A 22,295-nucleotide genomic window follows, 5' to 3' on the forward strand; every position below is an offset into this window, starting at 1 on the left:
GGGGACGGCGTGCTCGAAGCGACTGGACTCACCAAGTCCTACGGCGACACCGTCGCGGTGCGAGACCTGACATTCACCGCGCGAGCCGGTCGCGTCACCGGGTTCCTCGGTCCGAACGGGGCGGGCAAGTCCACCACGATGCGGCTGCTGCTCGGGCTCGACGCGCCCACCGCGGGCACCGCGCACATCGAGGGCAAGCCGTACCGGCAGCTGTCCGATCCGCTGCGCACGGTCGGCGCGCTGCTCGACGCGACGTGGCGGCATCCGGGCCGTTCCGCCCGCCAGCACCTGCGATTCCTCGCCGCGACGAACGGACTGCCGGACCGGCGCGCCGACGAGGTGCTAGACCTCGTCGGGCTGTCCGCGGTGGCTCGCAAGCGCGCGGGCACGTTCTCGCTCGGCATGCTGCAGCGGCTGGGGATCGCGAGCGCACTGCTCGGCGACCCGCGTGTGCTGCTGTTCGACGAACCGGTGAACGGACTCGACCCCGAAGGCGTGCACTGGGTGCGTCAGCTGCTGCACGGGCTCGCCGCGGAAGGCCGCACGGTGTTCGTGTCGAGCCACCTGCTGCCGGAGATGGAGCAGACCGCGCAGGATCTCGTGGTGATCGGCCGCGGCCAGCTCATCTATCAGGGCACCATGGCCGATTTCGTGGCCCGCGCCGGTTCGCGCGGCGTCCGGGTGCGCACGCCGCACGCGGACGCGCTGCGGAAAGCGCTCGCCGGACAGGGCGCGGTTTTCACCGAGGATTCCGGTGCGTTCCTGGTGTCCGAAATGGACAGTGACGCGATCGGCGAACTGGCCCACGGCGCGCGCGCCACCCTGCACGAGCTGAGCCCGCTGGCCGGTTCGCTCGAGCACGCCTACCTCGAATTGACCGGCCAGGCGGCCGAATTCACCAGTGGAGGTGCGCGGTGAATCTGCTGCGGGCGGAACGGATCAAGCTTTTCAGCACTCGCGCGCCGTGGTGGTGCGCGCTGATCGCGGTGGCCGCGCCGATCGCGTTCACCGCGTTGTTCCTCGGGCTGTCCGGGGCGGAAATCACCGCGGACGTGAGCAACACCCAGCTCGCCACGAGCACCGGCCGCACGGTCGCGCTGGTGCTGGCGGTGCTCGCCGCGACCGCCGACTTCAGCTGGGGCACGCTGCGGCTGACCTTCCAGGCGGTGCCGACGCGGACGCCGGCGCTGCTCGCCAAGGGCGCCGTGGTGTTCGTGGTCTGCGCGGTGCTCGGCCTGCTCGCCGGCGTCGGCTCGTGGGGGCTGGCGCATCTCGTGCGGCCGGACGCCGACCTCGGCCTGCACTCCGGAGCGGACTGGCGGATCGTGTTCGGCCAGGTCGCGACCTTCGCGCTGGCCGGACTGTTCGGCGTCGGCGTCGGCCTGCTGCTGCGCAGTTCCGCGCTGAGCCTGGCGATCGTGCTCGTGTGGACGCAGCTGGTCGAGGGCCTGGTGCTGCTGATTCCCAAGATCGGCAGCGATCTCTACCAGTGGATGCCGTTCTACGCCGCTTCGCAGTTCGCCGGTGGCGATTTCACCAGGACGACGCTGAAACTGTCGCCGCCTTTCGGGCCGTGGGGTTATCTCGCGTATTTCGCGGCGCTCAGCGTGGTGTTGTTCGCCGCGGGGGTGGCCACCGCGAATCGGCGGGACGCCTGACCTGCACGTGCACATTCCCGATTGCGTGGCGGGCGAACGGATTAAATTCACGTAAACCGGTGTGGCTTCTCTCACAGGGAGCGGACATACTGTCGGAAACCCACGGATATTCAAGCAGAGCCCCGTCTCAGCTCTCCGGAGGTGAACCGTGACGGTGGACGTTGATCAGGAATTCCATTCCCGCGACGCTGCGGTACCAACCCCCCGGCTCGAGCCGATGCTGGACCTCGAATGGTCCCAGGCGATCGAACTGCCCCGGTTCGCGCTGCCCGCGACCCGGCCCGCCGAACTGCGTCAGGCGTGGGTGCACCGCGCCCCCGAGGACGCGGTGCTCGGGCTGTACCGGCGGGCGAGCGGAACCGACGAAACGCTTCCCGCGCCGTGGTGGCTGCGCGCGGTCGCGAGCGGACGGCTCGATTCGCGCGAACTCGGCTTCCGCATCGAGGACCGGGTGGCGCAGCTGCTCGGCAAGCGGATGGGCTGGGAGTTCGTGCCGTGGGCGGCCGACGGCGAATCCGGGTACTGGGAGTTCATGCCGTCCGAACGCGGCAAGTCCGGCCATTCCATCCCGACGACCGTGCTGAACACCGACCGGCACGACGGCTGGATCGACGTGCTGCCCGCGCATTCCGCCCGCGCCCCGGAGCCGGTGGCGGTCGCCGGACTCGCCGGACTGCGCTCCCGGCTCGGGGAGTTCGAAGCGGTCCGCTGACCCGCCCGTATGTTGTCCGGGTGGAAAACGAGGACCAGCCACGGCTGCGCAGCGTGGTCAGCTACGTCAAACGCGGCGGCCGGATGACCGTCGGCCAGCAGCGGGCCTGGGAAGAACACTGGCCGCGGCTCGGCCGGACGGTGTCCGAGCTGCCCGCGGGACCGGTCGACTTCACCGCATGGTTCGGCCGGGAAGCGCCGGTCATGCTGGAGATCGGTTCCGGCATGGGCGAGACGACCTCGCAGCTGGCCGCCGCCGCGCCGGAGCTGAACTACGTCGCCGCCGAGGTGTACGACCCCGGCCTCGGGCAGTTGATGCTGCGCGCGGAAAAGCTCGGCGTGACGAACCTGCGGCTCATGCACGGCGACGCGGTGGTCCTGCTGACGTCGCATGTCGAGCCCGGCACGCTGTCCGGCGTGCGATTGTTCTTCCCGGACCCGTGGCCGAAGAAGCGCCACCACAAGCGCCGGATCGTGCAGCCGGAGTTCGTGGCGTTGATCGCGTCGCGGCTCGCGCCCGGCGGGACGTTCCATATGGCGACGGACTGGGAGCACTACGCGGAGCAGATGCTCGAGGTGTGCTCGGCGGAGCCCGCGCTGCGGAACCGGTACGCGGACGAGCCCGGCGGCTGGGCGCCCCGGCCGGAATGGCGGCCGGTGACGAAGTTCGAACAGCGGGCGGACCGGGAGGGCCGCGTCTCGCACGACTTGATCTTCGAGAAGCGCTGATCTGGGGTTGATCGCTGGCCGAACGTGACGATGGGCCGTCGCCGGGTTCCCATCCCCGGCGACGGCCCATCGCTTCCCGCACCCCCGGTGCCGCCCCTCCCCCGACGAGGGGCGGCCGCCAGCTATTCGTCGGCCAGTGGTTCCGCCTGCACCCGCTTCAGCGCGGGCGTGCAGACCGACGCGCCGAGCAGGGCGACCCCGATCCCCAGCACCACCGGCGCGGCGATCCACGGACTGAACACGACCGACCCCCGTTCCATCGTCGCCATGAACAGCCCGAGCCCGACCACCACACCGGTCACGCCCGCTCCGATAGTGGCCACCAGCGCGGGCAGCGCGGCCTCCATTCGCAACGCCCGGGACAGCACCCGTACCGGTGTGCCCGCGGCCATCAAGGCGCCGAACGTCCGTCGCCGGTCCATCACCGAACCCGCGGTCGCGACCGCCGCGCTGCAGCCGGCGAGGATGCCCGCCGCGACCAGGCCGATCACGGTGACCCGGCGCAGGTCGCTGAGCTGCACCTGCTGTCCGTAGAGATACTGCTCGCGGCTGCCGATCTCCTTCCCGACCGCGTTGGGCACCAGAGCGGTCCGCACGATTTCGCGGTTGGCTTCGGCGGTCGGCACGACCAGGGTGACCTGGCTCGGTTTGATGCCGGCGGGCACCGCGGACGGGTCGATCACGTACTCGCCGTAGTTGTTGTGCCTGTCCGGGTGGTAGGTGCCCGTGGCGACCGCGCCGAGCGGGACGCCCGGGCTGTCGTCGCCGCCGTAGTGCGCGACCCGCAGATTGCTCGTGTCCAGCTGGTACGAGGTGTACAGGCCGACCCCGGGCTTGCAGTCCTGCTGGGTGATCCCGAGCCGGGTCAGCTTGGCGGCGTCGGCGCAGGTCATGACGTAAGCGCGCTGCATCGACCGGTAGTTCCCCTCGCCCTGCATCACGTAGACGCTGGCCACCGGGACGACGCGTTCGGACAGTCCGGCCTTCGCGAGCGTGCTGTTGGTCCGCTCGGTCGCTTCGGGAGCCCGGTCCACGTTGACGTCGACATACAGCGCCGAGTCCACGTACTGGCGTCCGCCACCGGCGAGGGATTCGATCGACGGCAGCAGGGTGAGCGCCATCGACCCGGTGAACACCGCGAGCACGATCCCCGCCGAAGCCCGGTAAGAGCCCTTCGGGTCGTTGCGCAGCCGACGTCCGGCCAGCAGCGACGACGGCCGCCGCCAGATCCGCACGAACGTGCCGCCGACCGCCGAGGTCACCCACGGTCCGACCACCATCGCCGAAGCGACCACCAGCAACAGACCGAACAGCACCAGGTTGCTGCTGCCGCCGCTCCGCGCGCCGAAAACGGTGTAGAAGAAGAACAATCCGGCCGCCGGCAGGGCGAGCAATCGCCACCAGCGCAACGGCTTCACGGTGTGCCCGCCGCTCGCGAACAACGGCGTGCGCACCACCCGGCGGAGGCCGAGCACCCCGGCGAGCACGACGAGCACCGGGACCAGCAGCACGGCGAGCACGGTCAGCCCGACCGGCAGCGCGAAGTCCGACGCCAGCCAGGTCCCGCCGTCCCACGGCACGAACGTGGCCAGCCCGCGCAGCGCCGGGCTCAACAGCAGGCCGAGCAGTGCGCCGACGCCCGCGGACAATCCGGTTTCGGCGGCGACCATCGCGGTCACCTGGCCGGGAGTCGCACCGGCCAAGCGGATCGCGGCGAGCCGTTGTTCGCGGCGGGCGGCGGTGAGCCGGGCCGACGACGCGACGAGCACCAGGCTCGGCACGAGCAGAACAATGATGCCGACCCAGGACAGGACCGTGAGCAGCCCGTCCGGATGTCCCTGTCCCCTGGGGAAGGACGAGGCCGGGAACGCGTCCTGGCCGGGCAGGTCCTTGTGGCCGTACGGCCGCATCTCCTGCGTGCTGTGCCCGACGAGCGCGACGAGCTGTTCCGGGTACCGCAGCGCCTCGTCGCCGAAGGCCGCGACCGGCTTGCCGAACCGATTCCCGAGCTGGTCGGCCGGGGTGGCGTTGAGCAGCTTCCCGAGCGCGGGCGACACGATCGTCTCGCCGGGGCCGGGCAGCCGCGGGATGCCCGGGGGCAGCCGCAGCGAGTCGACCGGGCCGGTGACCGCGATGTCCACGCGGGCGACCTGTTTGCCGTCGAAGTAGTCCTTGGAGGAGTTGACGAGCAGGGCCTGCTGCTCGCCGGAGTCGTAGCGGCCGCTGCTCTGCCACAGCGCCCGCTGCTCGCGCGCCTGAGTGGCGTACGGCAACGTCGCCAGCAGCAGGACGAGCCCGGTCGCGACGGCGACGCCGACCGCAGTGAGGATCGCCGAGGTGCGGGTCCGCCGGTCGCCGCGCAGCACCCGCAGGGCGAGCTGGAACGGGTTCATGCCGCGAGCCTCGTCGCGATCAGGCCGTCGCGGATCGCCACCGTGCGCGGCATCGATTCGGCGAGTTCACGGTCGTGCGTCACCACGAGCACCGCGGCGCCGGACGCCTGCGCGGCGGCCAGCAGCGCGTCCATCGTCTCGCGGCCGGTGCGGGTGTCGAGGGCGCCGGTCGGCTCGTCGGCGAAGATCACCTTCGGGCGATGGGTGAGCGCTCGGGCGATCGCCACGCGCTGCGCTTCGCCGCCGGAAAGCTCGCCGGGGCGGCGGGCTTCCTTGCCGGCCAACCCGAGTTTGCCGAGCCATTCCCGCGCCGCGGCAATCGCTTCGCCACGAGTTCCGCCGGCCAGCAGCGAAGGAAGTGCGACATTCTCTTCCGCGGTCAGCTCGGACACGAGCATTCCGGACTGGAAGACGAAACCGAATTCGGTGCGCCGCAGTTCGCTGCGCCGCTTTTCGCCGAACTGGTCGATCCGCTGTCCCTGCAACCAGATCTCGCCGCTGTCGGCGCGCAGGATGCCCGCCAGCACGTGCAGCAGCGACGTTTTGCCGGATCCGGACGGGCCGACGATGGCGATCGCTTCCCCCGGCTGGACGTCGATGTCGATTCCGGCCAGCGCGTGCTGCTGCCCGTAGCGCTTGACCAGCCCGCGCCCCGACAACACCGGTCCGGCGCTCCACTGTGGATTCGTCATCCGCCAGCTCTCTCCCTGTCTCCGTCATTCGTCTTCGACTGCGACGGAAGGCAGCTTCGCGGATTCGAGCGGAGGTCCACTTCGGGCAGACGGCCGGTAACGGCGGGGCCGCCATCGGCCGATCGGCCGATGGCGACGAACCACGTGGCCAAGGTGCGCACGGGCGCGAATCATCTACCGTCACGGTGTGCCGCACTCCCCGCCGTCGAAAACGCTTGCCGCGCGGGCGACCGAACTCGCCCGCCGCCTCGACATGTCCGTGCTCGTTTTGCTCGCCGCGCTGGCGTTCGACCTTCTGTTCGTGACCGACGCGGCACTCGACAACGTCGGCCCGCGATTCATCGACCTCGGACTCTTCCCGGGCGTTTTCGCGATGGCGGCGTGCGCGTTCTGGGCTCGCAAACGCGCGGCGGTGGCGGGCGTATTCGGCGCGCTGACGCTGATGTTCTGCACCTTCGTCATCCGCTATCTCGGCGTCCCGACCTACTCCAGCGTGCTGGCGAACCTGACCGTCACCGAGTTCGTGGCCGGGATCGAGATGGTCTATTTCCTCGCTCGCCGGGCCCGCCCCGGGGTCGCCTTCGCGGTGATCAGCGCGCTGGTGATGGGCGCGCTCACCGCGGTATTCGGCCGCGGCTCCTACCGCGATCTGAGCGCCAGCAGCATCGCGCAGACCATGCTGTTCGGGTTCCTGTTCCTCGTCGGAACGGTGATCACCGGCGCGGTCGGCCGCCCGCGCCGCGAACGCGACCCGGCGACGGTGGAACGCCTGCGCAATATGCACCGGTTCACCGAATTAGTGCGCGGCCAGTGGCCGTTGATCGGCATGCTCGCCGTCGGGGTGCTGATCGAATTCGGCTACACCTACGAAAGCGGCAGCCGCGGTTTCCCACTGCTGGCCTGCTCGATCGGCGCCGCCGCGGTCACCGCGCTGTCGCCGCGCCGTCCGCGCGACGCGATCCTGGTGGTGGCCGGGATCCTCCTGCTGTCCGCGCTCGCGACGCCGTTCCTGCATCCCAGCCACAGCTATCAGCTTCTCGGCGGCATCCCGCCGACCCAGATCGTGGCCGCCTTCGGCGTGGTCGTGAACGTCGTGCGCGCGGTGCCGCTCGCGCGGGCGTGGCCGCGGATCGCGCTGCTGTCCGGCGTGGTCGCGGTCGGCACGATCTTGAACTTCGGCCAGTACCGCACCGGCCGCCTGCTCACCGACCCGGCGACGCTCGGAATGCTCGCCACCGTCGCGGTCCTGCTGCTCGGCATCGCCATCGCGATCGGCCTCTACCTGCGCTCCCGCGATTCCGAGCGCGCGCAGGTGGTGAAATCGGCGGTCACCGACGCGCAGACGTCCGAGCGGATGGCGCTGGCCAGGGAGCTGCACGACGTGGTCGCGCACCACGTGACCGGGATCGTCGTGCAGGCACAGGCCGCGCGGATGATGGGGGAGAAGAACCCGGAGCTCGCCCTGGAGGCGATGGGCCGGATCGAGAACGCGGGCGTCGAGGCGCTCGCCGCGATGCGCCGTCTGGTCCGCAGCATGCGCGGCGACGCACAGGCCGGCTCGGGCGAGTTCAACGAGCAGGCGACCACCGATCTGGCCGCGGACTTGCACCGGCTCGTGGAGGCGGGCAACCACGGCGTGCCGACGAAACTGCAGCTCAACCTTCCGCCGGACCTGCCGCACGAGGTCGGCCGGTCGGCGCTGCGGCTGATCCAGGAGTCGCTCACCAACGTCGGCAAGCACGCCTCGGACGCCACCGAGGCGCTCGCGCTGGCCGAGGTCGTCAACGGCGAACTGCACTTGCGGGTGACCGACAACGGCAGCGGACAGACTCATCGTCCGGCCGGCGGGTCGGGCGGATACGGTCTGGTCGGCATGCGCGAACGCGTCGCGCTGCTGCACGGCAGGCTTTCGGCAGGCCGCGAGCGCAGCGGCGGCTGGCGGGTCGAGGCGTGGCTGCCGCTCGAGGCGAACGGGGAGACAGACGGGTGATCCGGGTACTGATCGCGGACGACCAGGAAATGGTGCGGATGGGTTTCCGCATGATCCTGGACGCCCAGGACGACATCGAGGTGGTCGCGGACGTGCCGGACGGGATCTCCGCGGTCTCGAAGGCGCGCGAACTGCGCCCGGACGTCTGTCTGCTGGACATCCGCATGCCGGGGCTGGACGGGCTGGAGGTCACCCGTCAGCTGGCCGGGCCGGACGTCGCCGACCCGCTGAAGGTCGTCGTGGTCACCACCTTCGACCTCGACGAATACGTGCACACCGCGCTGCGCAACGGCGCGAGCGGCTTCCTGCTCAAGGACGCCGGGCCCGCACTGCTGATCGAAGCGGTGCGCGCGGCCGATCGCGGCGACGCGCTGGTGTCGCCGCAGATCACCGTGCGGCTGCTGAAGCATTTCGACGGCGGCACCACCGCCAAGCGTGAGGCTCCGGCACCGTCGGAACCGCTGACCGCGCGCGAGATGGACGTGGTGAAGGCCGCCGCGCGCGGGCTCACGAACACCGAGATCGGCACGGAGCTGTTCCTGTCGCTGTCGACGGTCAAGACGCATTTGGCTTCGGTGCAGGGCAAAGTCGGCGCGCGTAACCGAGTGGAAATCGCAGCTTGGGCTTGGCGTAGCGGCGTAGTGGATTAACCGCTACTGGGACGCCCGTACTATCTCGTTATGTCGCGTCGATTCCATGCCCCGGTAGTTCTGCCCGCCGACCTGTCCTGTTCGCTGCTCCGCGACGCCGTCGTGGATGTCGACGACGAGGGCCGGATTTCGTTCGTCGGACCGGCTTCGAGCGCGCCGGAGTTCGCCGGCGAGGAGACCCGGCTGACCGGGATCCTGTTGCCCGGCTTGGTGAACGCGCACGCGCACAGCCCGATGACGCTGCTGCGCGGGATGGGCGGCGACCTTCCGCTGCTGCGCTGGCTGCGCGAGATCATCTGGCCGACCGAGGCGAAGCTGAAGCCGACCGACGTGCGCACCGGCATGCTGCTCGGGTCGGTCGAAATGCTCCGGCACGGCGTGACGACCAGTGCGGAAATGTATTTCGAGGGCGAGCAGCTCGTGGACGCGGTGCTCACCACCGGCGGCCGGGTGCTCGTCGCGCCGCCGGTGATCGAGCTGCCCGGGATGGACTGGCGCGAGACGCTGGCCGCGATCGACCGGTGGATCGACGCCGACGGGCTGCGGTTCGGTCCGGGGGAACGGATCGAGCTGGGTTACGGCCCGCATTCGGCGTACATGCTGAACCCGGACGGCCTGCGCGCCACCGCGGAATCCGCGGCCGCGCGGGGCGCGCTCGTGCAGATCCACGTCGCCGAGGCGGCCGCGGAGGATGTCGAGCAGCGCAAGGAGTACGGATCGGTGCCGCGGCTGCTGGATTCGCTCGGCGTGTTCAATGGCCGCACGCTCGCCGCGCATTCGGTGCATTTGTCGGATGAGGACATCGCGATCTTCGCCGCGCGCGGGGTCGGGATGGCGCATTGTCCTGGGTCTAACGCGAAGTTGGCCTCGGGGATCGCGCGGATCAAGGACTTGCGCGCGGCAGGCGTCGCGATCGGGCTCGGCACTGACGGGCCCGCGTCGAACGATGACATCGACCTGTGGGAAGAGCTGCAGCTGACGGCGATGCTGGCCCGGTTGGCCAATGACGATTCGACTGTGGTGACGGCCAAGGACGTGTTCCTGATGGCCACCCGCGGCGGTGCCGAGGCGCTCGGCCGGCACGATCTCGGCGTGCTGGAACCGGGCCGCTGGGCAGATCTGGTGCACGTCGACCTCGACGACCCGGCGTTCGCGGCCGGCCTGGACGTGCCGGACGAGCAGTTGCTGGCGAACCTCGTGTGGGCAGCCGGATCTCGGCGGGTGCGGGACGTGTGGGTCGCGGGCGAGCAGGTCGTCGCCGAGGCGGAGCCGACGCGGGTCGACCGCCGCGAGATCCAGGCGACGGTGGCCGACACCGCCGCCCGGCTGCGGGCCTGACCTCAGCGGGGACGGACCTGGATTTCGGTGAAGTGGGCTTCCGGGGTGGCGGTCACGGCGGTGAGCACGGCCGTCGCCACGGAATCCGGGCGCAGGTATTTGTCGGCTTCGTAGTCGCCGCCTTCTTGGGCGCGGGCCTCGCGTTGCATGTCGGTGTCGGTGCGGCCGGGGAAGATCGACGTGACGCGCAGGTCCGGTTCTTCGGCGCGGAGTGAGTCGGTGAAGGCGCGCGCGGCGAATTTGCTTGCGGCGTAAGGGCCCCAGCCCGGGCGGGCGGTGTAGCCGGCTCCGGAGTTGAGCACGACGACGTGGCCGTTCGCGGCGCGGAGCGCGGGCAGCAGCAGCCGGGTCAGCTCCGCCACCGCGATGACGTTCACCTCGAGGTTCGTCCGCCAGACGGAGGACGGCGAGTCGGCGATTGTGCCGATTTTCCCGATCCCGGCGGAGTGGACGAGGACGTCCAGGCGGTCGATCTTGCTCGCCGCGGCTTCCAGCGAAGCAGCGTCGGTGAGGTCGACCGGCCAGGGCTCGGCTCCGGGGAGTTCCTCGGCCACCTTCGCCAGGGCGTCGGTGTCGCGGCCGCCCAGCAGGAGGCGATGCGTCGGGGACAGCTGGTGCGCGATGGCCGCGCCGATGCCCCGGGAGGCACCGGTGATCAGGGCGAGCGGGAGGTCGGTCATACCGGCCACGGTAGGCGTCCGCCGCTGATTCGCCAGTCCGGGGAGTCGTCGATCACTTCACTGGGGCGCAGGAGGCCGCGGCCCACGGGTCGCGCGGGTAGCGGATCTCCGTGCGGTGCAGCGCGCCGGTGAAATTGTCGATAAACCGACTCCAGGTGAGTGGCTCGCGGGTCGAGGCGAGCACCTCCTGGACGTCCGGGCAGCGCAGCGCCTGGCGGGCGGCGTCGATCTCGGCGGGCTGGAACATCCGGATCTGACCGTCGGTGGCGAAGTCGCCGTGTCCGGCTTCGGCGATCTCCCAAGCCGCGACCAGCCACTTCGAGTGCCCGGGGCGGCCGCCCGCGATGGACGACGAGTGCGCGGCCAGGTCGCTCGCCAGGCCGTAGCCGTCGTGGATGCGCACGTCCAGGGACACGATGTTGCTGATCGCGCCCATGCTGTCGGCCGCCATGGTCACGTACGGCCGGTCGGTCGGGAAGCGGAACCACTGCTTCACGTCGCCGTAGCTGTAGACGAGCACCGCTGGCTGCGTCGTCCCTTCCACCGCGTCGACGGCGTGGCGGATGACATCCTGGCCGAGGTAATCCGTCGCCAGCACCGGGTGTTCGTGGCCGGTCGCCCACGACCAGTAGCCGCGTTCGTCGGTGACGCTCACCGCTTGATGCGTGTTTGCGTAGGGCACGCGCAGCCAGCCGCCCGCGACTACCGCCCACGCGGCGACCCCGGCGGCGAACGCGACTGTCTTGTGGGTCAACGGGATCGCCATGACCGGGAGCAGCAGCACGAACAACGCGGGCAGCAACATCCGGCCGTGCATGAAATCGCCGCCGACGCGCACGACGTACAGCGCCAGCAAAAGCGCGCCTGCCAACGAAGTCAGCAGCAGAATCCGTGACCGGCTCGCCAGGATCGCGGCGATCGCAAGGAGCAGCAACGGAATCCACAGCACGTACGGGCTGATCAAATCGACCAGGTAGGCGAACCCGCGCGGCCAGTCGCTGTTGGCCGCTTCCTTGGCGAGCGCGGTGTTCGGCGTGAGCAGGCCGTAGTAGCCCATCCGGAACACCTGATAGGCCAACGGAATCGCGATCCCGGCACCGAGCCAGCCAAGCGCGGCAAGCCATCGCGGACGACTCAGCAGGACGAGTGCGATGAAGCCGATAATGCTGAACAGCGCCAGATCCGGTCGGACGAGCGGGCCCAGTCCGAGCACGATCGCGGTGGCGACGGGCGTTTTGCCGCGCACCAGAAGCCACCAGCCCAGCCCGAGCCACAGCAGCACCAGGCCGGTTTCCAGGCCGGAGGTCGCGAAGTCCCGGAACGGCGGGAGCGCGCACACGACCAGCGCCCCGGCGGGAGCGACCGGTCCGGCGTAGAGGCGACGGGTGCCGTCGAGGCCGAAGAAGAGGCCGCCGACCGCGCACAGCAGGCCGGTGAGCACCGCGATCCATTCCAGCGGCGGGCCGGGGATCGTGCCGGCCCCGGCGAGAAGCCAGGTCCACAACGGACTCGTGCTCGCCTCGACGCGCTCGCCGACGTTGAACACCGGCCCGTTCCCGGCGAGGATCTGCCGGACGGTGCGGAGCACGAGCAGACCGTCGTCGCTCATCCACCGGCGGTGCCAGGCCAGCACCGTATCCAGCACGAGGACCGCCCCGATGGCGGCCCACGTCCAGGTCATCGGGCGGCGGTACCACGGGGAAAAGTCTTCCGGCAGAGCGCCAGCGGTCATGATTGGTCCAGACCTCCCCCAGACGTGGTGTGCAGCCACAGTCTCGCATCCGGCCGGACGTGACGCTCAGTGGTCGCCGTCAATGTCCGTGAAGGACTCCTTGAGAGAATCTGATTCCCTCGAGGAGCCCTTCACGGACCTTTAGCGGGCAGGCGCGGCGGAGGCGGTGGGCGTGGGCGGGACGGGCGGGGCGAGGCCGATGTCCAGGTCCATCCGCTCGCGGTCCTTGCCGCCGAGGGTGAACAGCGAGGTACAGCCGGTCGCCGGGTCGACGGCCGAGTCCAGGCCCGGCGCACCCGCGCCGCGTTGGGTGACGGTGAGGCCGTCCGGCAGCTTCGAGACGTCGAAGCACACCTGGTAGGTGCCGTCCTTGCGCTGGTCGAACAGGTAGCTGCCGTCGGCGTTCGTGCGCGCGGTGGCGACCGTGCCGCCCGCGCCGTCCTTGAGCGTCACCGGCAGATCCGGGTAGCCGGGTTCGTCGTCGTCCTGCATGCCGTTGCGGTTCACGTCTTTCCACGCGCGGTCGCCGATCTTGCCGACCGCGGGCTGCGGCGTGACCGAGACCGTCGCGGTCGCTTTCTGCTCGGCCAGCGGGCCGCCCGGGCCGGTGGCCGAGACCTTCGCGGTGTTGACGTGCCCGTTGTCGTCCTCGGTGAGGTTCGGGTGATCGCAGGTGAGTTCGCGCGACGCGCTGGCGGCGAGGTCGAACGCGCCGGGAAGCCCAGCGCACCACGGGTCCTTCACCAGCAACCCGGTGAGCGGCTGCGAACCGGTGTTGGAGACGGAGACGCGGAACTGCGCGGCGTCGCCGGCCGGGATGGCGGCCGACGGGCCCCACGTTCCGTCCGCCGGATTCCGCACCTCCATCTTCACCGCGAACGCGGCGAGGGCCACGTGCACGCAGTCCCACAGCACCCAGTTGTGGTTGGTGCTGGCGAAAAACGAGACCTCCGCGGTGTCGTCCGGCGCGGTGACCGGTGCCAGCTCCTGCTGCGCGAGCTTGCCGTCGGACGCGACGTCGTGCGTGACCGCGAGCGGTTTCTCCGCCAGCACCTGACCGGTGCGGTCGGCGAAGCGCAGCCCGGTGGTCGCGCTCGCGTGCGAACCGAGGCCGGACTGCGCCGTACCCGCCCACACCGACAGCGAGTATTGCCCGCCGGGCACCGCTTTCACCTGCTGGGTGGCCGAGCTGACGCGGCCGTCCGGCGTCTGGATCTGGGCGTTGACGTGCCCGTCGACCGCGTGCGCGGCGCTGGTGGCCAGCTTCGGCACCCGGTCCGGCGGAGTGCCGCGCGGAACCGGCGCGGCGGGGCTGAACAGGTACCCCCTCGGCGGCCCGCCGGGCGAACCGGCGTCCTCCACGCTCGGGTTGGCCGCGATGCCGCCGCACTCCGGAGCCCCCTCGGCGGGAGCAGACCCGGGAGAAACGACGGCGAGCGCGCCGACCAGCATCGCTGTACTGGCCGCCGCGCCCGCCGTGCGTCCGATCGCGACTTTCCTTGCCCGCCTCACGCGGTGAAGCTAGACCCAGGAAGGCCGATCGGCGGTGAGAAACACCCCAAAGAGTTACTTGCGGCCGATCCGGCCGGGCAATCCGAAGGCGCCCTTCTTCCACACCGACACGATCGCCGGCCTCGGCTGGGAGCTGCCGCCGTCCGGCCAGTGCGAGGTCGGGTTCGCCGAACTCGGCGCGTCCTCGCCCGGATGCTGCACCGCGACGAGCACGAGGTTCTCGGTGACGACCGGACCGCACGTCTCGGCGCCGACCGGCACGGAAAGGAACTGTTTCACGTGCCCGCGCTCGGGACCGGTCACCGGAACCGAGAAGAGGCCGTCGTTCGCGCCGAGGGTGTTGCCGTCGGTCGAGATCCACAGGTTGCCGTGCGGGTCGAAAGCCACGTTGTCCGGGCACGAGATCGGGCTGACCTGGTCCTTCGGGAAACCGCCGAAGTAGGTGTCGGCCGTGGCCGGATCGCCGCAGACGAGCAGCAGCCGCCAGGAGAACCGGGTCGCGGCGCTGTCGCCGCGGTCCTCGTCCCATTCGAGGACGTGCCCGTTTTTGTTGCGGGTGCGCGGGTTCGCCTCGTCCGGGGCCGCCTTGCCCGCCGCGCCGCGGTCGGAGTTGTTGGTCAGCGCGGCGTAGATCCGGCCGTTGACCGGGTTCGGCTCGATGTCCTCCGGACGGTCCATTTTGGTCGCCCCGGCCCGGTCGGCGGCCTGCCGGGTGAACACGTAGACCTCCTCCGCGGTAAATCCGTCCACAAAGGACTTGTCGCCGCTGGCAAGGGGAATCCACTCGCCGGAGCCGTCGAACTCGCCGTCGGCGGGCAGCTTGCCGGAGCCGTCGATCTCGCCGGGGCTGTTGCCGGAGAACTTGGCGACGTACAGGGTCCCGTCGTCCAGCAGCGCCGAGTTGTGCCGCCGGGCGAGCGCGGAACGCCCCTTCTTGTACTTGCCCTTCGAGACGAACTTGTAGATGTACTCGAACCGCTCGTCGTCGCCGGAGTACACCGCGACCCGGCCGTCCGCGGTGATCTTGACGTTCGCCGCCTCGTGCTTGAACCGGCCGAGCGCGGTGTGCTTCACCGGCGTGGAATGCGGGTCGTTCGGGTCGATTTCCACGACCCAGCCGAACCGGTTGGGCTCGTTCGGCTCGCGGGAGACGTCCCAGCGCTGGTCGAAGCGCTCCCATTTGCGCGTGCTCTCGCCGGTGCCGATCGCGTACCGCTTGAGCCGCGCGGCCCGCGTCGGGTCGGAAACCTTGTCCGCGTGGGCGAAGTACTGGTGGAAGTTCTCCTCGCCGGACAGCACGGTGCCCCACGGCGTGACGCCGCCGGAGCAGTTGTTCTGCGTGCCGCGCACGCGCTTTCCGGACGGGTCGGCCGACGTCTTGAGGTACTTCGAACCGGCCGCCGGACCGCGCACCTCGAAGATCGTGTCGAGCGTGATCCGCCGGTTCAGCGGGCTCGGGACAGTGCGCAGCGCGCCGCCGATCGGATCGCGAAGCGTCTGCAGCACCGACAATCCGTGTGCCGCCCAGGCGATCTTCACCTGCTCCTCGGTGGGATTGGCCGGGTCGTACTGATCGGCCGGGAAGAGGTGCACCTCGGTGGTGTACTCGTGGTTGACCACCAGCAGATTGCGCAGGCCGAGCGGATCCTGCGGGATCAGGCCGACGAAGTCGTTGTTGTAGCCGAACTGCTTGGCCTGCGCGGCGGCGGTCTGCTTGCGGAAGTCGAACTTCGGCGCGCCGGGGACCACCGGGTCGCCCCAGCGGATCACCACGTGCTGGGCATAACCGTCGGGGATGCTGACGACGTCGAGTTTGTTCGGCGGCACCGGCGTGAAGTCCGTGCCGGGCACCGCGCGGCCCTTCGCCAGCGGAACCGGGGCTTGAGTCGGCGTGGCCGCGGCGGCGGTGCCGGACAGCGCGGCGAACCCGCCCGCGGCCGCGGCCATCACCGCGCCCGCCTTGAACACCCCGCGACGCGAGACTCCCTTGGCGATGTCGCCGAAGTATTCGTTGCCGGTCGGGTTCGGGGCCTCGTGCGCGCAGGAGTTGCCGCAGCGGTATTCGCAGGTGATCGGTGACCGGCCGCCGGAATGCGCGGTGAACAAGGGCAGCAGTCGTCCGGGCTCCAGGGACACGGGGCCTCCAGGGTCGCTTCTAGGTGGGAACGGAGCGACCGTATGCGGCGAAAACCCCCTGAACCGGACTAAAAGGTGAACAGCGGGTGTATTCCGCCAAAGACGACGATCGCCCCCGAACAGACAGTCCGGGGGCGATCGCCGAGTGTCGCGGAAAGGCTCAGAACTCCTCGTCGCCGACGAGCGCGGCCTCCTTCGGCACGGTGTGCGGGTCGGCCTTCTTCTCCCGCTGCGACAGCAGGACGGCGGCGATCACGCAGAGCACGGCGGCGACCAGGAACGGACCCTGCTCCCAGCCTATCCACTCGGCGATGTGGCCGACGAGCGTGGCCGCGACCGCGCCGCCGAACCAGCGGCAGAAGTTGTACCCGGCGCTCGCGACCGGCCGCGGCGCGTCGCTGATCGACATCGCGGTTCCGGTGAACAGCGTGTTCAGCAGCCCGGAAACCAGACCGGACACGATGATCCCGACGACCACCACCGGCTTGCTCGGGATGGCCAGCACCAGCATCAGCACGGTGTAGCCGGTCACCGCCAGCGCGGCGGCGTGCCGTTCGCCGAAGCGGGCGGCCATCTTCGGCGCGAGCACCACGCCGGCGATCGCCACGCACAGGCCCCAGCCGCAGAAGATCAGGCCGACGGCGATGGCGTTCCAGCCGAGCACGAACGGGGACCAGGCGAGCACCGCGAAGAACGCGGCGGTGTAGAGCGCCGAGGCGATCGACGTCCGGAGCAGGCCGGGGTGCTTGAGCGCGCGGATCGGGTCGAGCAGCTTGATCGGTTCGCGCTTCTCGCGCGAATCGCTCTTCAGGAAGATCGAGCACAGCACCAGCGCGGCGACCATCAGCACCGCGGTGCCGAGGAACGGACCGCGCCACGAGATCGTGCCCAGCAGCGCGCCGAGCAGCGGACCGACCGCGAGACCGACCCCGAGCGCGGCCTCGTAAAGCAGGATCGCACCGGATTGGCCACCGGTCGCCGCGCCGACGATCACCGAAAGCGCGGTGGCGATGAAGAAGGCGTTGCCGAGCCCCCACACCGCGCGCAGGCCGACGAGCTGTTCGATCGAACCGGCCGCGGCGCACAGCGCGGTCGCGGCGACGATCAGCGTCAGCCCGACCAGCACGGTCCGCTTGGCCCCGAACCGCGCGGACATCGCGCTGGTGAAGAGCATCGCGATCACCTGCACGCCGAGATACGACGTGAACAGCAGCGTGACCTGGGACGGCGAGGCGTTCAGGCCCTTGGCGATAGACAGCAGGATCGGGTCGACGAGACCGATGCCCATGAACGCGATGACCGCGGCGAACGCGGTGATCCACACCTGTTTGGGCTGGCCCTTGACCGCGTCCAGCAGGCTCGAGTGGTGCTCAGCGCTCATCGCGGATCAGTTCCTCCTTCAGACATAACAGCGAGTTCCGCGGCGGGGTCGTCACGGTGGAAGTCGGCGATCAGCTTGGTGAGCGCGGGAAGCGCGGCGTCGATGGCGGCGCGCTCGGCCGGGTCGAGACGGCCGAGCCGCGCCCGCAGCTCCGCCTCCCGGCCCGCGATCATCTCGGCGTAGAACCGCTCGCCTTCCGGGGTGGCCTCCACGAGCACGGCGCGCCCGTCCTCCGGGTCGGGACGGCGGGTCACCATGCCGAGCCGTTCGAGCCTGCGGACGACGTCGGTCATCGACGGCATCCGCACGCGCTCGAGCCGGGAGAGCCTGCTCATCCGGCTCGGCCCCCGGCCGACCAGCTCCGACAGCACCGACCCCTGGGTCAGGGTCAGCAGCTGCGCGGATTCGCGGCGCACCAGGTAGTACAGCCGGAACACCACCGGCCGCAGCCGCTGCGCCAGATCGCCCGTCGAGGAAGTCACTTAGCTAGGCTAACAAAAATTAGTTAGGGTGGCGAAGTAATTCGGCTCACAAGGTGGTCCAGGCCAGTACGCCTAGGCTGGTCCGGTGGATGCGGTGATCTTCGACCTCGACGGCGTACTGGTGGACTCCGAGACGACGTGGGACGAGGTGCGCCGCTCCGTGGTAGCCGAGCACGGCGGGACCTGGCGGCCGGAGGCGACGCGCGCGCAACAGGGGATGAGCACGCCGGAATGGGCGCGCTACCTGGTGGAAACCCTCGGCGCACGGCTCACCCCGGACGAGATCGCGCGCCTCGTGATCGACGAGATGGCCGCCCGCTACGCCGACCGCCCGCCGGTGATCGACGGCGCGGACCAGGTCGTCCGGGAGATCTCCCGGCACTGGCCGGTCGCGATCGCCAGTTCGTCGCCGCCGGTGCTGATCCACTCGTTCCTGACGGCGTGCGATTTGACGTCGCTGGTCCCGGTGGCGGTGTCGAGCGAGGAAGTGGCCGCCGGCAAGCCCGAACCGGACGTCTACCTGCGCGCGGCGATGCTGCTGAACGTCGAAGCTTCCCGCTGCGCCGCCGTGGAGGACTCGACGAACGGCCTGCGCGCGGCGTTCGCGGCGAACATGACGGTGTTCGCGGTGCCGAACCCGCACTTCCCGCCGGACCCGGCGGCGCTGCGGGACGCCACGGTGCTGCCGAATCTGGCCGCGCTGCCCGCCGCGCTCAGTGAGTGACGCAGCCCACAGCGGCAAATAGCCCCAAATCGGTCGCAGCCGGTATCCAGCCGGTCGCGCGGTGCCATCCTGAACGCCTGCCAACAAGATCGGCTTCAGGGGTGGAAATGGCTGCACCGGAACAGGATTGGGACATCGTCAGCAGCGTCGGACTGACCGCGCTCGGGGTGGCCGCGGGCCGGGCGATCGCGACCGGGGCCGCGGATCCGCTGATCGAGGATCCGTACGCGGCGGAGTTCGTCCGCGCCGCGAACCCGCCGCGGCCGATGCCGATCGAACCCGTCGACGACCCACTCTGGATGGCGATGGCCGATTACCTCGCGGTGCGGTCCCGGTTCTTCGACGACGTGGTCACCGGCACGGACGCGCCGCAGGTGGTGATCCTCGCCGCCGGGCTCGACGCCCGCGCGTACCGGCTGGACCTGTCCGGCCGCGACGTCTACGAGGTGGACCAGCCGCGAGTGCTCGCGTTCAAACAGGACGTGCTTGACGGTCTCGGCGCGGAACCGCGCTGTCGCCGCCACGCGATCGGAGCCGACCTGCGCGAGGACTGGCCCGCCGCCTTGGAAAGCGCCGGATTCGACCGCGCCCGTCCGACGGTGTGGATCGCCGAAGGATTGCTGCCGTACCTGCCCGCGCCGGCCGAGGAACTGCTGTTCGACCTCGTGCACGCCCGAAGCGCGCCGGGCAGCCGGATCGGCATCGAGCACATCCCCGACCTGGGCAGTACCGACATCCTCGACACCATCCGGTCCTCGGACGCCGGAGCCCGGCTCGGCCTGGACGTGAACGACGTGCTCTCGACCGAACCGCGCCGCAACCCGGTCGAATGGCTCGCCGGACAGGGCTGGCGGACGACCGTCGACCGCGCGGGCGACCTCGCCGCCAGCTACGGCACCCAGCTGGCCGACCCGCTCGGCGACGCCATGACGAAAACCGAGCTGGTGACCGCCGACCTGCCCTGAAAAGCCGTGAGGGGAACCCTGACGGAATCTGATTCCCTCAGGGTTCCCCTCACGGACAGCGAGCCGGGGGTCAGCGCTCCAGTTCGCCGCGGATGAAGGCGTCGACCGCGTCGCGGGCGGTCGAGTCGTCGTACTGCTCCGGCGGCGACTTCATGAAGTAGGACGACGCGGACAGGATCGGGCCGCCGATGCCGCGGTCCTTGGCGATCTTCGCCGCGCGCACCGCGTCGATGATGATGCCCGCCGAGTTGGGGGAGTCCCACACCTCGAGCTTGTACTCGAGGTTCAGCGGCACGTCGCCGAACGCGCGGCCCTCGAGGCGGACGTAGGCCCACTTGCGGTCGTCGAGCCACTGCACGTAGTCCGACGGTCCGATGTGGACGTTGCCCTTGCCGAGCTCGCGGTCCACCTGCGAGGTGACCGACTGGGTCTTCGAGATCTTCTTCGACTCGAGCCGCTCCAGCTCCTTCATGTTCAGGAAGTCCATGTTCCCGCCCACGTTGAGCTGCATCGTGCGGTCGAGCTGCACGCCGCGGTCCTCGAACAGCTTCGCCAGCACGCGGTGCGTGATGGTGGCGCCGACCTGGGACTTGATGTCGTCACCGACGATCGGGACGCCCGCGTCCTCGAACTTCTTCGCCCACTCCGGGTCGGAGGCGATGAACACCGGCAGCGCGTTGACGAACGCGACGTTCGCGTCGATCGCGGCCTGCGCGTAGAACTTGTCGGCCTCTTCGGACCCGACGGGAAGGTAGGAGACGAGCACGTCGACCCGCGCGTCGCGCAGCGCGGCGACCACGTCGACCGGAGTCTCGTCGGACTCCTCGATCGTCTCGCGGTAGAAGCGGCCGAGGCCGTCGAAGGTGTGCCCGCGCTGGACAGTGACGCCGAGCGGCGGCACGTCGGCGATCTTGATCGTGTTGTTCTCGCTGGCGGAGATCGCCTCCGAGAGGTCCCTGCCGACCTTCTTCGCGTCGACGTCGAACGCGGCGACGAATTCGATGTCCCGCACGTGGTACTCGCCGAACTGGACGTGCATCAAACCGGGAACGCGCGCACCGGGATCCGCGTCGCGGTAGTACTGCACACCCTGGACCAGCGACGAGGCGCAGTTGCCGACGCCCACGATGGCCACCCGAACGCGGCGGTTCTCGCCCATGCCGGTTTCTCCTTCAATCTCATTCACTTGCATCTGCAGGTCTGCCGCCCCGTTGCGGCCGCCGCTCAACCGCGTCCCGGCTGCTCCGGGCCGCGCTGCTCGGCTTGTTCGTGCGCGATCAGCTCGTTGAGCCAGCGCACCTCCCGCTCGCTCGACTCCAGCCCCAGCCGGTGCAGCTCGCGGGTGTAGCGGTCGATCTTCTCCTCGGCCCTGGCCAGCGCGTCCCGCAATCCTTCGCGCCGCTCCTCGACGCGGCGGCGCCGTCCTTCCAGGATTCGCATCCTGACGTCGGCCGGTGTCCGCGAGAAGAACGCCAGGTGGACGCCGAATCCCTCGTCGTCCCACGTCTGCGGTCCCGCGTCGCCGAGCAGTTCGGCGAAGCGTTCCTTGCCCTCGGCGGTGAGCTTGTAGACGCGGCGGCCGCGCCGGGACCAGGCCCGGTCGTCCGCCTCGTCGAACTCCTCGACGAGATAACCGGCCCGCAGCAGCCGGCGCAAGGTCGGATACAGCGAGCCGTACGAGAACGTCCGGAACATCCCGAGCGTCTCGTGCAAACGTTTGCGCAGCACGTACCCGTGCATGGGCGTCTCGTGCAGCAATCCGAGGATCGCGAGTTCGAGCACACCACACCCCATCTCGGGAATACGCCGCGACCGGCACCGTTGACCACACGGAACCGGCTCAGCCAACCTACTCGCCGAGTATATCGCGCCGATACATCGAAGTGGCGGAAGTAACCCGCTGCCAGCACTCGCCCGACGATCCGTGATCAGAGCGTTATCTAACTTTCGGCGTGTCCGAACGGTTGCCCTGGGTGCGGGAAAGCAGGGGGCACCGCGGACACAGAAAGAGCCCGTACTCTGTCCTCGTGCGAAACCAGCGGCAGGTTGTGGATTACGCCTTGCAGCGCCGTGCGCTGCTGGCCGGCGTCCGCTCCGGACGCGTCGGAGACCACGAGGTCTGCGACGCGAGCCCGTACCTGCTCCGCGCGGCGAAATTCCACGGCAGACCCGAGGACCGGGCCTGTCCGATGTGCCGCCGGACGCCGCTGCACCTCGTTTCGTGGGTGTACGGCGACGAGCTCAAGCACGTCTCGGGGTCGGCACGCACCCCCGCCGAACTGGCCCGGATGTCCGGGGTTTTCGGGGAGTTCACCGTCTATGACGTAGAGGTGTGCCGGACGTGCCATTGGAACCATCTGGTTTTGTCCTATGTACTCGGCACGGGAGAACCCCAGCCGACCCGGCCGCGAAGGACTGCCGGGCAGTGACGAGTACCACAACCGCTGCAGAACGCGGGGCGGCGCCAGTGCAGACAGTGCTGCCTTCGGAGGCCCATTCGTGAACGACGACCGCGACCGCTC

Annotated in this window: 20 protein-coding genes; 10 read left to right on the forward strand and 10 right to left on the reverse strand. The window is 70.0% G+C overall.

Going from position 1 to position 22,295, the window contains the following annotated elements; all coding sequences use genetic code 11:
• The first annotated feature begins 9 nt into the window (after window positions 1–9).
• From ACZ7SW_RS02155 to trmB, 4 genes are all read left to right on the forward strand, one after another.
• Window positions 10–918, forward strand: a complete 909-nt coding sequence (locus ACZ7SW_RS02155) for an ABC transporter ATP-binding protein (protein WP_470228584.1) — start codon at window positions 10–12, stop codon at window positions 916–918.
• Window positions 915–1,658 (forward strand): hypothetical protein, encoded by a 744-nt coding sequence (locus tag ACZ7SW_RS02160; RefSeq protein ID WP_470228585.1) that lies wholly within the window; start codon window positions 915–917, stop codon window positions 1,656–1,658. The genes ACZ7SW_RS02155 and ACZ7SW_RS02160 overlap by 4 nt, the downstream gene beginning before the upstream one ends.
• Window positions 1,659–1,875: 217 nt before the next feature.
• On the forward strand, window positions 1,876–2,370 hold the full coding sequence (locus ACZ7SW_RS02165; RefSeq protein WP_378308959.1) for a hypothetical protein: 495 nt from the start codon (window positions 1,876–1,878) through the stop codon (window positions 2,368–2,370).
• Window positions 2,371–2,390: 20 nt separating this feature from the next.
• Window positions 2,391–3,098 carry a tRNA (guanosine(46)-N7)-methyltransferase TrmB gene (gene trmB / locus ACZ7SW_RS02170; RefSeq protein WP_344282676.1) on the forward strand — a complete coding sequence of 236 codons (708 nt, stop codon included), beginning with the start codon at window positions 2,391–2,393 and terminating at the stop codon, window positions 3,096–3,098.
• A 122-nt stretch (window positions 3,099–3,220) separates the two neighbouring features.
• On the opposite strand, the gene ACZ7SW_RS02175 is transcribed toward trmB, so the two are convergent.
• The gene (locus ACZ7SW_RS02175) at window positions 3,221–5,491 is read right to left on the reverse strand and encodes an FtsX-like permease family protein (protein ID WP_470228586.1); all 2,271 of its coding nucleotides are present in this window, start codon (window positions 5,489–5,491) and stop codon (window positions 3,221–3,223) included.
• Entirely contained in the window at window positions 5,488–6,183 is a 696-nt protein-coding gene (locus tag ACZ7SW_RS02180; protein WP_037809043.1) for an ABC transporter ATP-binding protein, read from the reverse strand. The genes ACZ7SW_RS02175 and ACZ7SW_RS02180 overlap by 4 nt, the downstream gene beginning before the upstream one ends.
• Before the next feature lie 187 nt (window positions 6,184–6,370).
• On the opposite strand from ACZ7SW_RS02180, the gene ACZ7SW_RS02185 reads away from it, so the two are divergent.
• The 3 genes from ACZ7SW_RS02185 to ACZ7SW_RS02195 are packed head-to-tail and all read left to right on the forward strand — an operon-like array spanning window position 6,371 to window position 10,161.
• Window positions 6,371–8,173 (forward strand): sensor histidine kinase, encoded by a 1,803-nt coding sequence (locus ACZ7SW_RS02185; RefSeq protein WP_470228587.1) that lies wholly within the window; start codon window positions 6,371–6,373, stop codon window positions 8,171–8,173.
• Window positions 8,170–8,823 (forward strand): response regulator, encoded by a 654-nt coding sequence (locus ACZ7SW_RS02190; protein ID WP_470228588.1) that lies wholly within the window; start codon window positions 8,170–8,172, stop codon window positions 8,821–8,823. Before ACZ7SW_RS02185 ends, ACZ7SW_RS02190 begins: the two co-directional genes overlap by 4 nt.
• Before the next feature lie 30 nt (window positions 8,824–8,853).
• Window positions 8,854–10,161 (forward strand): amidohydrolase family protein, encoded by a 1,308-nt coding sequence (locus tag ACZ7SW_RS02195; RefSeq protein ID WP_470228589.1) that lies wholly within the window; start codon window positions 8,854–8,856, stop codon window positions 10,159–10,161.
• Between the two features lie 2 nt (window positions 10,162–10,163).
• Here ACZ7SW_RS02195 and ACZ7SW_RS02200 read toward each other — a convergent pair whose 3' ends face one another.
• From ACZ7SW_RS02200 to ACZ7SW_RS02225, 6 genes are all read right to left on the reverse strand, one after another.
• Window positions 10,164–10,841, reverse strand: coding sequence for an SDR family oxidoreductase (locus ACZ7SW_RS02200; protein WP_470228590.1), 678 nt, complete (start codon window positions 10,839–10,841; stop codon window positions 10,164–10,166).
• 52 nt (window positions 10,842–10,893) lie between these two features.
• Window positions 10,894–12,573, reverse strand: coding sequence for an arabinofuranosyltransferase AftB family protein (locus ACZ7SW_RS02205; RefSeq protein ID WP_470228591.1), 1,680 nt, complete (start codon window positions 12,571–12,573; stop codon window positions 10,894–10,896).
• A gap of 141 nt (window positions 12,574–12,714) precedes the next feature.
• A complete protein-coding gene (locus ACZ7SW_RS02210) occupies window positions 12,715–14,085 on the reverse strand; it encodes a DUF7850 domain-containing protein (protein ID WP_470228592.1) in 1,371 nt (456 codons plus the stop codon).
• Between the two features lie 54 nt (window positions 14,086–14,139).
• Window positions 14,140–16,221 carry a PhoX family protein gene (locus tag ACZ7SW_RS02215; RefSeq protein ID WP_470228593.1) on the reverse strand — a complete coding sequence of 694 codons (2,082 nt, stop codon included), beginning with the start codon at window positions 16,219–16,221 and terminating at the stop codon, window positions 14,140–14,142.
• Between the two features lie 160 nt (window positions 16,222–16,381).
• A complete protein-coding gene (locus tag ACZ7SW_RS02220) occupies window positions 16,382–17,602 on the reverse strand; it encodes an MFS transporter (RefSeq protein WP_470228594.1) in 1,221 nt (406 codons plus the stop codon).
• Window positions 17,599–18,084 (reverse strand): MarR family winged helix-turn-helix transcriptional regulator, encoded by a 486-nt coding sequence (locus ACZ7SW_RS02225; RefSeq protein WP_470228595.1) that lies wholly within the window; start codon window positions 18,082–18,084, stop codon window positions 17,599–17,601. Before ACZ7SW_RS02225 ends, ACZ7SW_RS02220 begins: the two co-directional genes overlap by 4 nt.
• A gap of 85 nt (window positions 18,085–18,169) precedes the next feature.
• Here ACZ7SW_RS02225 and ACZ7SW_RS02230 point away from each other — a divergent pair, with 85 nt between their 5' ends.
• Window positions 18,170–18,808 (forward strand): HAD family hydrolase, encoded by a 639-nt coding sequence (locus ACZ7SW_RS02230; RefSeq protein ID WP_470228596.1) that lies wholly within the window; start codon window positions 18,170–18,172, stop codon window positions 18,806–18,808.
• 107 nt (window positions 18,809–18,915) lie between these two features.
• Window positions 18,916–19,773 (forward strand): SAM-dependent methyltransferase, encoded by an 858-nt coding sequence (locus ACZ7SW_RS02235; protein WP_470228597.1) that lies wholly within the window; start codon window positions 18,916–18,918, stop codon window positions 19,771–19,773.
• Between the two features lie 70 nt (window positions 19,774–19,843).
• On the opposite strand, the gene ACZ7SW_RS02240 is transcribed toward ACZ7SW_RS02235, so the two are convergent.
• Window positions 19,844–20,932, reverse strand: coding sequence for an inositol-3-phosphate synthase (locus tag ACZ7SW_RS02240; RefSeq protein WP_470228598.1), 1,089 nt, complete (start codon window positions 20,930–20,932; stop codon window positions 19,844–19,846).
• A gap of 65 nt (window positions 20,933–20,997) precedes the next feature.
• Window positions 20,998–21,555: a PadR family transcriptional regulator gene (locus ACZ7SW_RS02245; RefSeq protein WP_452077986.1), complete on the reverse strand. Its 558-nt coding sequence runs from the start codon at window positions 21,553–21,555 to the stop codon at window positions 20,998–21,000.
• Window positions 21,556–21,800: 245 nt separating this feature from the next.
• On the opposite strand from ACZ7SW_RS02245, the gene ACZ7SW_RS02250 reads away from it, so the two are divergent.
• Window positions 21,801–22,202, forward strand: a complete 402-nt coding sequence (locus tag ACZ7SW_RS02250; RefSeq protein WP_470228599.1) for a DUF5318 domain-containing protein — start codon at window positions 21,801–21,803, stop codon at window positions 22,200–22,202.
• Window positions 22,203–22,295 lie beyond the last annotated feature (93 nt).

The organism is Amycolatopsis sp. NPDC114484 (assembly GCF_055633755.1).